Source organism: Ancylothrix sp. D3o (assembly GCF_025370775.1).
Classification (GTDB): domain Bacteria; phylum Cyanobacteriota; class Cyanobacteriia; order Cyanobacteriales; family Oscillatoriaceae; genus Ancylothrix.
Map to the genome: position 1 here is coordinate 231,936 of NZ_JAMXEX010000002.1, position 12,458 is coordinate 244,393.

The 12,458-nt window shown below is 41.8% G+C and carries 8 protein-coding genes; 5 read left to right on the forward strand and 3 right to left on the reverse strand.

Annotation, left to right across the window (positions count from 1 at the left end):
• The first annotated feature begins 6 nt into the window (after positions 1-6).
• The 5 genes from NG798_RS05165 to hpsN all read left to right on the forward strand — a co-directional run bounded on the left by NG798_RS05165 (position 7) and on the right by hpsN (position 7,570).
• Positions 7-2,127, forward strand: a complete 2,121-nt coding sequence (locus NG798_RS05165) for a glycosyltransferase (RefSeq protein WP_261220775.1) — start codon at positions 7-9, stop codon at positions 2,125-2,127.
• Positions 2,128-2,129: 2 nt separating this feature from the next.
• Entirely contained in the window at positions 2,130-3,203 is a 1,074-nt protein-coding gene (locus NG798_RS05170) for a glycosyltransferase family 1 protein (RefSeq protein WP_261220777.1), read from the forward strand.
• 200 nt (positions 3,204-3,403) lie between these two features.
• Positions 3,404-4,855 (forward strand): phosphoglucosamine mutase, encoded by a 1,452-nt coding sequence (gene glmM / locus NG798_RS05175; RefSeq protein ID WP_261220778.1) that lies wholly within the window; start codon positions 3,404-3,406, stop codon positions 4,853-4,855.
• 73 nt (positions 4,856-4,928) lie between these two features.
• Positions 4,929-6,605, forward strand: coding sequence for a hormogonium polysaccharide biosynthesis protein HpsL (gene hpsL, locus NG798_RS05180; RefSeq protein WP_261220780.1), 1,677 nt, complete (start codon positions 4,929-4,931; stop codon positions 6,603-6,605).
• Positions 6,602-7,570 carry a hormogonium polysaccharide biosynthesis glycosyltransferase HpsN gene (gene hpsN, locus NG798_RS05185; RefSeq protein ID WP_261220781.1) on the forward strand — a complete coding sequence of 323 codons (969 nt, stop codon included), beginning with the start codon at positions 6,602-6,604 and terminating at the stop codon, positions 7,568-7,570. Before hpsL ends, hpsN begins: the two co-directional genes overlap by 4 nt.
• Before the next feature lie 89 nt (positions 7,571-7,659).
• Here hpsN and NG798_RS05190 read toward each other — a convergent pair whose 3' ends face one another.
• From NG798_RS05190 to NG798_RS05200, 3 genes are read right to left on the reverse strand one after another with little or no spacing between them, the layout of a single operon-like run.
• A complete protein-coding gene (locus tag NG798_RS05190) occupies positions 7,660-8,718 on the reverse strand; it encodes a chemotaxis protein CheW (RefSeq protein ID WP_261220783.1) in 1,059 nt (352 codons plus the stop codon).
• 27 nt (positions 8,719-8,745) lie between these two features.
• Positions 8,746-10,368 (reverse strand): CheR family methyltransferase, encoded by a 1,623-nt coding sequence (locus tag NG798_RS05195; RefSeq protein ID WP_261220784.1) that lies wholly within the window; start codon positions 10,366-10,368, stop codon positions 8,746-8,748.
• 13 nt (positions 10,369-10,381) lie between these two features.
• The gene (locus NG798_RS05200) at positions 10,382-12,376 is read right to left on the reverse strand and encodes a GAF domain-containing protein (protein ID WP_261220786.1); all 1,995 of its coding nucleotides are present in this window, start codon (positions 12,374-12,376) and stop codon (positions 10,382-10,384) included.
• Between the last annotated feature and the right edge of the window lie 82 nt (positions 12,377-12,458).

The window sequence follows — 12,458 nt, forward strand, 5'->3', positions numbered from 1 at the left end:
GGAGTTATGGGTTTGAAGGTTTTACCTCTATGTTCATTGATTATTGTTCATTATAACGGCATAAATCGTCTTAAAACTTGCCTTACTTCCTTGGAAAAACTCAACTATTCAAACCTAGAAATCATCTTAATTGATAACGTTTCAACAGATAATTCTGTGGAGTTTATGCGGGAATTTTTCCCCGAAGTTCATACTGTCGTTAATACAGAAAATAATTTTGCTAAGGCTTTAAATTTAGGCATAAGTTTGGCTAAAGGCGATTATATTGGCTTTTTAAATAACGATGTGGTGGTAGATACAGAGTGGTTAGATTTGCTTGTAAAACGTTTAGACGCAAGCCCAGAATTTGGGGCTGCTGGTGGTAAGATTTTATTAAAAGATGGCAAAATTAACAGCGTAGGTGTTCAAGAATTACCTGATTTTTATTGGCAAGATTTAGGCTTTGGCGAAAAAGACACCGGCCAATATGAAGAAGAAAGGGAAGCGAAAGGTTTATGTTGGGCCGCAGTTTTATTCCGCCGTGAATGTTTGCAAGATGTTGGGCCGGTGGATGAAGAATTTGTGATGTATTTTGAAGATGTAGAATATTGTAAACGCTGCCTAAAAAAAGGGTGGAAGTTGCTTTATTTCCCGCAAGCAATTGTTGATCACGAATTTGGCGCATCAAGTCGGGGCAATAAATTAACCGAGTATTTTTGTAACCGCAATCGCTTTTTATATCTAGCCAAACATGAACCTTATTTTTTAGGCCAAGCGATTAATACCTCTGTGTTTTTTATCTCCAAGCAGTATCATTTGTTGCTGGAAGCTTTGTTTTTTGCGATCAAGAAATTGCGGGAACATCACTCCCAGCAAGTTGTTGATCAAGTCTTACCAAATTTGTATGAAAAAATGACCGTTCTCTACGAAAAGCAGACAGTTGACCGGCTTTTCTCTCGCCTAGATGTAATCTCAAAAAAACGTAAACTCTCGATTGGAATTTATGATCATGGTTTACATTTTATTGGCGGCGGACAAAAATATATAGCGACTCTTGCAGAAATTTTGCAAGATCAATTTGATATTACTTTTATTGCCAATAAGCAGGTTAGTTTAGCCGATCTACAAAATTGGTATGGCTTAGACCTTTCGGCTTGTAAAATCAAAATAATCCCCCTTCCTTACTACGAAAAACGAGGGATGCAGTCTATAGATAGCAGTCTTGTTAACGAAGAAAGCGAAAACCCTTTTGATAGAGTTTCCAAAGAAAGCCAAAATTATGATGTTTTTATCAACGCTAACCAATTAGAAAAAGTTAAACCTTTTTCTCCCATTTCCATCTTTATATGTCACTTCCCGAATGCCTTTCGCGGTCGTTATTTTGCGGTGGATGACTACACTTTTATTCTCAGTAATAGCCGCTTTTCTGCTAAATGGCTGCAAAAACGCTGGGAACTTGAACCGGCTTTTTTGCTTTATCCTCCCGTCGAAATGGAAAGCGAAAAAACCGAAAAAGAAAACATTATTCTATCCGTTGCCCAATTTGAGGCCGGTGGGACAAAAAAACAACTGGAAATGATCCAAGCTTTCCGCCATCTCAAAAAACAATATCCCGAAATTATGCAAAACTGGAAATTAGTTTTAGCCGGTGGAAGTCTCCCCAATAACTCTTATTTAAAAAATGTCCAAAATCAAATCAAACAAGATAACAACTCCATCGAAATTAAATTAAACTGTTCCAGAGAAAAACTGAAAATTATTTACAGCAAAGCCAGCATTTTTTGGCATCTTTGCGGTTTAGAAGAAATCAACCCCCAGCGATGCGAACATTTTGGCATGGCGACAGTGGAAGCTATGCAAAATTATTGTGTTCCTGTTGTTGCTAATGCCGGTGGACATCAAGAAACAATCGAAAACAAAACATCAGGATTTTTAATTAATAACCTCGATGAACTCTGCCAATACACCCATCAACTCATCACCAACCCCCAACTTTTTCAAATTCTCCAAACTGCTGCTTTCCAAAGCAGCCAAAATTTTACAAAAACTCAATTTCAGCGAAAAGTTAAACAGTTTTTTGATATAATCCAGCAAGAATACAAAAACCCACCCCTTCCCAACCCCAGCCAAATATCCTACAATCCCTAAACGTGAACAGCAACCTCTTAATTAACCTCTCTTTTCTTATTCCTCAAGCCACCGGCATCTCCACCTACGCTAAAAACATTATCCCCCATCTCCAAAAACTTAATCCCACTCTCCTCACTCCTGAAAATTTCCCTCCCTACAAAAATTATCCCGTTCCCGCAAATATGACACCTGATCAGGGAAGCAAAGGTCATCTGAGGCGTATTTTATGGACACAATTGCAACTACCCAAACTCTATAAAAATCTTCAATCTAATCTGATATTTTCACCGCTTCCAGAAGCCCCAATTTATACAAAAAGCCGCTATATTGTCACAGTCCATGATTTGATACCACTACGATTTTCTAAACCTTTTTCTCGCCTTAATGCCTATTTTCGTTATTATATTCCTCAAATTTTAAGCCAAGCCGAACATATTATCTGTGACTCAAAATCCACTGCTGAAGATATTAATAAATTTTATAAAATCAACCTTGACAAAACAACCGTTATACCCTTAGCTTACGACAAAAATAACTTCCGCGATTTGAACTTACCGACAAGTAACTATTTTTTGTACATAGGCCGACATGATCCTTACAAAAACCTACACCGGCTTATAGAAGCCTTTGCCAACCTTCCAAACCGGCCCGATTATCAACTGTGGATATCTGGCCCCACCGACAGCAGTTATACACCAGAATTGCAAGCAAAAATTGCCGAATTAAACTTAACAGAATCAATTAAATTCATCGGCTATGCAAGTTACGAAAAGCTGCCAATTTTAATTAATCAAGCCATTGCCTTAGTCTTTCCCTCGCTGTGGGAAGGTTTTGGTTTACCTGTGCTTGAAGCAATGGCCTGTGGAACGCCAGTTATTACTTCTAATGTTTCCTCACTGCCAGAAGTTGCCGGCAATAGCGCTTTGATGGTTAATCCTTACAATACGGCAGAAATAACAGCAGCCATGCACACTGTGGCAACCGATACTCAACAGCGGTCATCCTTGCGGGAACAGGGCTTAATTCAAGCAAGTCAATTTAGCTGGGAAAAAACCGGTTTAGAAACCGCCAAAATTTTACACAAATATCTATAAAATCACTTGTACCCCAACCGGCATCAAAAAACAGATCGATCCGGTTTTCCCATTTCCTCAAAGAAGGATACTGATCAAAACCCCCAACAGCCCTAGGTATCAAGCTTTAGGCAATCTCAATCCCAAAGTTTAATCGCAAATCTCAATCCAAAATCCGAAATCTAAAATACTATTATTGTGTGTGTGTGGAGTGAATCAAAATGGTAGCAATTCCTTCTCGAACAAATGGCAGCGGCCCCCTGAACGCATTAGATAAAGCGGTTTTTCATCATTCCCCTTGGAATGCCACCGGCTTACCGGATAACCCCCTCTTTGGTACCGATGGCATACGCGGCAAAGTTGGCGACCTCCTCAATGCCACCTTGGCCATGCAAATTGGTTTTTGGGCCGGCCAAGTTCTCAAAGAAAACGCCAGCGATAACGGCCCCATCATTTTAGGCCAAGACTCGCGCAACTCAAGCGATATGCTGGCAATGGCCCTTTCTGCCGGCCTCACGGCTGCCGGTGTCGAAGTCTGGAACCTGGGTTTATGTCCCACCCCCTGCGTCGCCAACCTGACAGTCTTATCAAAAGCCCTTGGCGGCGTGATGATCTCCGCCTCTCATAACCCTCCCGAAGATAACGGCATTAAATTTTTTGGCCCCACCGGCACCAAACTTTCCCAAAACTTGCAAAAAGAAATCGAAGCCGGTTTGAGAGGTGATATTCTCTCGTTCCCCCAAACAAATTGGGGCCAACATTACCACCGGCCTGAACTGGTGAGCAACTATACGACCGCCCTCCAAGAACCCTTACTAACCCGCGTTAACCTCCAAGGAATGCGGATTGTGCTAGACCTCGCCTGGGGGGCCGCAGTTAAAGTTGCACCGGCCAGCTTTCAAGCAATGGGTGCTGAGGTTATTTGCCTGCATGACCAGCCAGACGGCAACCGCATTAACGTAAATTGCGGTTCAACTCATCTCGACGCCCTCGCTGAGGCCGTCAAAGCACATCAAGCGGATATGGGATTTGGCTTTGATGGCGATGCCGACCGCGTTTTAGCGGTGGATAACCAAGGCAGGCCGGTGGATGGCGATTACATTTTGTATTTATGGGGCCAAAATCTCCGCCAAAAACAACAACTCCCCCAAGATTTAATTGTCGCAACTGTGATGGCCAATTTAGGGTTCGAGCGAGCTTGGCAAAAACTCGGTGGTCAAATGGTGCGAACTGCCGTAGGTGATCAATATGTGCAAGCAGAAATGCAGCGCAGCGGCGCAATGTTAGGAGGCGAGCAGTCTGGACATATTTTATGCTGGCATTATGGCATCACCGGCGACGGGTTGCTGACTGCTTTGCATATTGCAGCCTTGGTAAAACAGGCCGGTCAAAGTCTTGGCGAAATGGTTGATGCCAGTTTCCAAACTTATCCGCAACTGTTGCGAAATGTCCGCGTTGAAGACCGGCAGCGTCGGCTTGGCTGGCAAAATTGCCAAGAACTCCAAACCGCCATTGAAAACGCCGAAAAAGCAATGGGCGATGGTGGCCGAGTTCTCGTCCGTGCTTCAGGTACCGAACCGCTGATCCGCGTCATGGTAGAGGCCGCCAGCAACGATCTGGCCCACTACTGGACAGACCATCTCGTGCGTGTGGTTCAGCAAAATTTCGCCTAACAAAAACGGAAATCGTCGCCAATAGCCCTCTGCTATCAGTAAGCTGGTAGCAGAGGGTTATTTTTTGAAAATTATGCCCAAGATAAAACGCAAAAGTAAGCCGGTATCTAAAAGTAAGTCAAAAAAATCTAAACAAAAAACTAAAAGCCAAGCAACAACCCTAACAAAAAAAGAAAAACAAACCCTCAAACGACAGCAAACCAAAGAACGTAAAGAACTGATTTCTGTTCTTATTCCTACCCTAATTGCTGCCTTTGCTATTGGGGCCGGTCTTTCTTTGAAAAATCCTAAAATTGGCATTGCTGCCGGTGGGGGTTTATTGTTGTTGGTGCTTTCTTTTAAATATCCCCGACAAGCTTTATGGATGTTTTTAATGTATTTGCCCATAAGTGGCACCGTTACTTATGCCATTGGCGGCGGCAATGCGGCATTTCAATTTGCCAAAGATGCTTTTTATTTTCCTGCGCTTTTTTCTTTGGTGCCACAGTGGCGCAGCAAAAAATTACCCTTGATTATTTCTAAAAGATTAATCAATCCCCTCGCCATTCTCCTCGGCGTTTGTCTATTAACTATGATTTTTGTTAATGGATATCAGCAAATTTTTCCCGAATCAATTCCTATTTTTGATCCCTACGCTACTTCCAGACCAATCGAAAGACCTATTTTAATGGCAATTTTAGGGCTAAAAATTTTTCTTGGTTATATTCCTCTGATTACTTGTGGTTACTATCTAATTCGCAGTAAAAAAGAGTTTTTGTTTCTGACTCGGTTGCACGTTGTTTTAGCCATTGTTGCCTGTGGTTTAGGGTTGCTTCAGTATTTACTTTTGGCCAAAGGAACTTGTGCCGGTACTCGGATGATGGAAGGCGAAGATTTATATAAACCCAGTCTTTCGGCGCGTTGTTTGGTGGGTGGTTCTGTGGCTTATAGTTCTTATATGATTCGTTTACCAGGGACGTTTGTTTCGCCTTGGCATTGGGGCTGGTTTTTAATTTCTAATACCTTTTTTACCTTTGCTTCCGCTTTTAGTGATCCGTCATTTCTTTGGCAAGTTGCTAGTTTTGCTTCCTTGGCATTGGTGATGGTTAACGCGGTGGTTTCTGGGCAACGTATTGCTTTAATTGCTGTCCCAACTATTATCGTGGTTTTGCTGATTCTCACCGGCCAGATTGCAAATTTGAAGCGTTTTTTACCCATTGTTGGCGGTATTGGTACTTTGGGAACCGCCGGTTTAGCGATGTTTCCTGAATTTGTGGAAGGAAGAGTTAAAAGTTTGGTTGATCGTTGGAATGCTTCACCGCCGGATCAATTTATTGCTAGTCAAGTTCAGTTTACGGTGGAAGGACAGGCCGGTTTATTGGGGAAAGGTTTAGGAAGGGCTACAAATTCGGCCCGACAGTTGGGACAAACGAAGTTAATAGAAACTTGGTTTCCTAAGTTGCTTTTTGAAATTGGGCCGGTGGGGTTGATTGGGTTTTTGATTTTTGTTACCGCTTTAACTTGGGCTTGTTTTAAGGCTTATCGGTCTTTGAAAGAACGACACTTAAGGAGTTTTGGGGCGTGTTTTTGGGTATTTGTTTTGTTTATAAGTTATAACCCTTATTGGTACCCTTTGGATACTGACCCGGTGGCGGTTTATTATTGGTTTTTTGCTGGGGTGATTTTGAAGTTACCAGAACTTGAACGCCAAGAAGAAGAATTACAGCCGGTATCAGACACCAAATTTTTATCAGGTAAAAGGAAACGATGAATAAGCCTTTAATTTCTGTCATTGTTCCCACTTATCGGCGGGAGGAAGTTTTACGGGATACGCTAACTGATGTATTGGCGCAAAATTATCCTAATTTTGAGGTTTTGGTAGTTGATCAAACGCCAGAACATGAACCAGAAACCGATATTTTTCTACAGCAACTTGCCGATAGCAAAAAAATCCAATGGTTTCGCCTTAAATGGGCTTCTTTACCAGGGGCAAGAAATTATGCTGTGCGGCGATCTTTGGGGGAAATAATTGTGTTTATTGATGATGATGTGCGATTGACTGCCGATTTTTTAGCAGCCCACGAATGTCATTATCAAAATCCCAAGGTTGGCGCCGTTGCGGGGCGAGTTTTTGACCGCATGAAATTATCTGATTCTGGGGGAGATTTAACAATAGATTATTTACCGCCGGAAGCAATGGATGCTGGGATTGCTTGGTATTATATTGATTTGGTTCATACAATAAAACCGCAACAAGTTATCTCGGCAAGAGGTTGTAATATGTCTTTTAGAGGTGAAGTTTTTCGCCAATATAAATTAACATTTGATGAGCGATTTAAAGGCAGTGCAGTTCGGGAAGAATCAGATTTTTGTTTACGGTTTCGGCAAACCGGCTATCAAATTTGGTATGACCCCGATGCTTATTTAATTCATTTAGGTGAAGAAGCCGGCGGCTGTCACGATATCAGCACTCGTTCGGCTGAATATCAGATTTTTCTCTATCACAACCACTTTTTAATGGGCTTTAAAAATTTAACTTTTTTCCAAGCTTTGCGATTCTTTTATCGTTTATTTGACTGTCAAGTTTTGGGACATCCTCCTTGTAATAAAAGCGGCTCGATTTTTAAAACCATTGTTCGCTTAAGTTTCTATTTTCTGGGATTTATCAGCGCTGTGGGAACCCTATTTCGTTCGCTTTGGGATGATGGGCAAATTTATAGTCGCCAAGATTTTTAAAGGTCATTGGTCATTGGTCATTTTTGAATTGACAAAATCTGCAAAACCTGATTATTAAAAATACTTCTTGCCCCATGATACATGAAAAATTAAACTTCTTCATTAACCACTAATTCTCCTTTACTGAGAATTTTACCTAAGTCTAAAAACATCATTATTTTATCTCGGTAGGGTGCAGTTCCGCGCAGATATTCATCATTATTAGAATGAATAGCAACAGGAATCTGCATTAATTGCGAGGGATGCAAATAAATTACATCAAAAACATTTTCAACTGGAATGGCAGCAACTACATCATCTTGATGTACAATCATCGCTTTCGATGTTTTGTTTATTCGCCCACGCGGCAAGTTTAGTAAACCGCGAATATCGACAATTGTAACAATTTCTCCTCGCAAATTCATATTGCCGATAATATGCGGAGGAGTGCAAGGAACCGGAGTAATTTTTCGCAGATCAGTAAACTCGCGGACTAATTCTAAATCAACGGCAAAAAATTCTTCATTTAAACTAATCACCGCCACAGCTATCAAACCTGTGAAATCTTGCCGATCTGTCTGCTGCATTAAGCTTGCAGCGCGTTCTTTAAAAATTGTTCGTTCTTCTGGAGTAGCGTTTGGGCAAAATTTCCGAAAATGTGGAACAAATTTTTCTATTTCCTCATAATTGGGTGAGGTTGCTATTTGGTCAGCAGTTGGTAAATCAACTTTCTCATAAAAATCAATGATGTTTTTGTGGTTTATCAACATCACAATTCTATCGTCAATTTTAGCAATTCTGTCAATAAAATTGTGAGTATTAATCGAGAGTTTCCGTCCCTTAAATACTTCATTTGTTACTTGTTCTGCTTCAAGTTCTACCACTTCATAAACTTGGTTAACAATAATGCCGGCTTTATATCCCCCCCACTCCATAACAACCACGCTATCTGTTATTTTATATTCTCCCGCCCGTTGTCCAAAGCGCATTTCTAAATCGATCATCGGCAAAATTTCGCCCCGTACATTCACCACCCCCACCACGTCGCGGATTGCTTCTGGAATCGGTATCAACTCCGGTAAAAAGAAAACTTCTCGCACATACACCGCCTCGACTCCATAGCTGGAATCGTTTAAACTAAAAATCAAATACGGTTCGTGTTTTAACATAGGATTTTGCTTATTTTATTTTGGTTGTCAATTACCCTTTTTCTGCTTTTCTAACAGTTGCTCTACATATTGCCGCAATTCACTCACTTTGATTTGCTTGGATTCTTCTAATATGGTTTCGGCGGGTAAGTTTTTCAGCAAATCCAGAGCCGTTTTACGCATTTTTTTTGCTCTTAACCAATCTTTTTCTTTTTCGTATAAAGCCGCTAATTCTAAATAAGCTAAAATTGAATAGGGCGATAAATAAATAATCCGTTTCCAAAAAATTTTAGCTTGCTGAATATCGCCTTGCTCTTCTGCTAATTGGGCCAATAAATAATAAGGTTCGCTGGAAAGATCGTCTATCAAAAGGGCTTGCTCAGTTGCTTCTTTCGCTTGCCGATATTGTCCCAAATTTGCATGGGATTGTGCCATCAAATAATAAGCCTTAAAATTTTGGGGTTCTAAAGAAAGCACTTCTTTAACTTTGTCAATTGTTTGAAAATAAGCTTTCCCTTGGAAAAAATCTATTGCTTCTTTTAACAGGTTTTCCGCATTGTTTGCTTGATTTGCTTGATTCTCTGGGGTTAATAAAGGAGAGAAAAAATCGCTTTTAGGCGCCGGAGTAGTAATAATTTCCAGAGGTGTGCCTAGCCCCTCAATTGTTTTCAATCTTGGCAAAGGAGCCGAAACCTGCGGTTGACTGATATTCAACAGCCCCTCTCTTAATTGATCCAGCATTGGCTGACTTGATAAACTCTCGTTTCCTGTTTTAATTTCTGTTGATTTTTTTTGCTCTAAAGCCTGTGGCAAATTAGTTTTTACCCGCTGGTAAATCACCGATTCAGGAAACACTCTTGTTTGCAAATTTCCTAAAACTTGTCCGTGCAATTCAGCATGAGCAGTTAACAAATAACCTCCTATCTGGAGGCTGTTATCAAACTTGTCTAACACGGCTTTTACTGCTGGTTTAGAAAAATATACAAACACATTTCGGCAGATAATCAAATCAAAATCATGGAAATCAGAAGCGGGATTTGGAAACTCATCTTTAACCAAATTGCCATAGCTAAATGTCACCATCTGGCGGATATTTTCATTGAGTTTCCAGCCGTTACGATGCGATACAAAATAGAAATTTTTAACTTCAGGATCTACCAGTCGAAAAGACCAATCACTATAAATTCCTCGTTTAGCTTTTTCTAAGTTAGATTTGTTAATATCTGTTCCTAAAATAAAAATTTTCCAGTCTGCCCAATTCGGAATCAGCTTTTGGAGCAAAATTGCCAGCGAGTAAGGTTCCTCGCCGGTGGAGCAACCGGCACTCCAAATCCGCAGCGACCGGCTATTTTTTTGCTTTTCAATCAATTCTGGCAAAATCTGCGTTTCCAGCAAATTCATTTGCCCCCTGTCTCGAAAAAAATAACTCTCCCCCGTCGTCAACAACAACGTTAACTCTTTCCACTCATTTTCAGTTTCCAAAATATTCCAGGTCTGCCAATCGGGAACCCTGCTGAGCAATTCGTAATAGCTTTGAGCGTCACTCAAATTTAACGCCCTCATTCGCATATAAATTTTTGAGCGCAACCCTTCCGTATCTTGCGCTCTAATTTGCAGGCCGGTGTTTATACCAATCAGATCGATAAATTTTTGAACTAAAGTCTGCTGCATTCCGCCTAACCCGTTAAACAGGAATAGAAATTAAAAACTCAGAACCTTTACCAATTTCCGAAAAACATTCCAACTTACCCCCATGTTTTTCCACCACAATTTGATAGCTAATCGATAAACCCAACCCGGTGCCTTTCCCCACCGGCTTCGTCGTAAAAAACGGGTCAAACAAACGCCGCTTTACCTCCTCCGTCATCCCAGGGCCATTATCCTTAATTCGCACCCACAAATTCGCCGGACGTGGGAAAGACTTCGACAAAGCCAGCAGCGGTTGACCCTGCCCATCCACCAATTCAGTGCAAATCATAATAATCCGAGGTTCAGGCCGATTTTCCAGCGTATCAATGGCATTAGAAAGAATATTCATAAACACCTGATTCATCTGGCCAGCATAACACTCTATTTTGGGAACCTCACCATATTTTTTTATTATCTCAATTCCCGAATTAGTCCCCTTAGACTTCAAGCGCGAATGCAAAATTAACAGCGTATTCTCCAGTCCTTCGTGAATATCCACAAACTTTTTATCAGCTTCATCTAAGCGGGAAAAATTACGAAGAGATAAAACAATTTGGTGAATTCTTTCAGCCCCCATTTCCATCGAAGATAAAATTCTCGGCAAATCTTCGTGAATAAACTCAATATCTACCTCTTCAAGTTGCTCTTTAAGTTCGTTCAACGGCTCTGGATAAAATTTTTGATATAAATTCAAAACACTTAAAATATCGCCGATATAGCTCTTAGCATAAGTAATATTTCCATAAATAAAATTGATTGGATTATTAATTTCATGCGCCACCCCCGCCACCATCTGCCCCAAAGACGACATTTTTTCACTTTGCACTAATTGTGCTTGCGTTTGCTTGAGATTATGCAACGCCTCACTTAATTGTTGTGCCTGCGTTTGTGCCGCCAGCGCAGCCGCATGAGTTTGGGCATAAAGCTCAGCTTGGTCAATAGCAATTGCCAACTGATTCACCACCGCTTCTAGCAGTTCCACCTCACTATCACGCCAAGGCCGGGGCCCACTGCAATGACTACAAACCACCGCACCCAACTGACCTGAGCGAGTTTCCAGAGGCAACAACAACTGAGAAGTCATCCCCATACTTGTTAGCAGTGAGTGAGTGTTTTCATCCAAAGTAGTCTCCCGTTCCACATCATCCACCCGCACCACCTCCAAATTTTGGATTTTCATCGCCAAAAAATCAATGTGCTGCGGCGGGCAGTCGCTCAACAAACTCGGCAGATCCGCATTTCGGGCTTCGTGAGTCACCATTAAACTCGGTGTTTCCGGGTGGGGCAAGTACCACAAAAAATGACATCTGTCAATCACTAATAAATTGCGAATTTCGTGAACAGCCGTTTCCAAAATCGTATTGAGATCCAAAGAATTGCGGATTTGATTCGCCAACCGAAACAACAAACCCTCCCGGCGTTTCAGTAAAGCTTCGTGCGCCCAAGCCCGATCTATGGCAATCGTAATACTATTGGCCACCCACTCCAGCATATTGCGGGCATCATTTGTTAAAGGAATCGGGTGATAAAGCCCCAGCACCCCCACCAAGCGATCCTCCACCACCAAGGGGTAGCCACTAAAATATCCCATCGTCCGATTCCCCCGCCCTTTCTTCTCAGCCTCAGCCTTTGCAAATCCCTCTGCTTGCTTGCCGCTCACACTTTTGAGGCGGCCACTCACCAAGCGCAACTGCCCACTGAGCGGTTGTCGGGTTTCGGCAATAAAATTCACTATTGAATTTTCTCCGGCTTCGTCTTCGGGAGCAGTTGGCCGCCCAGAAATAGCAGATAGCGTTAGTACCTGGGTTGGGCTGTGAGATGTCCAAATGCAGGTGGCGCTGGCTCCCAAATGCTCAATCACTGCGTTTGTGCAGCGTTTAAGAACTTCTGGCAAAGGCCCACCTTGCGCCAGAGCGATGCCCACAGCCCCGCCTAAAGCCCACAGATGCTTTTTTTCCTCACTCATGGCCGGTTGTTGGTTATCCGTCACTTCGCAAAAATAAACATAAAACCTTTCCTAATTGCGATAGGCTTTTCGCTACAACCGGCCTTTCAACACCAACCTTAACGGT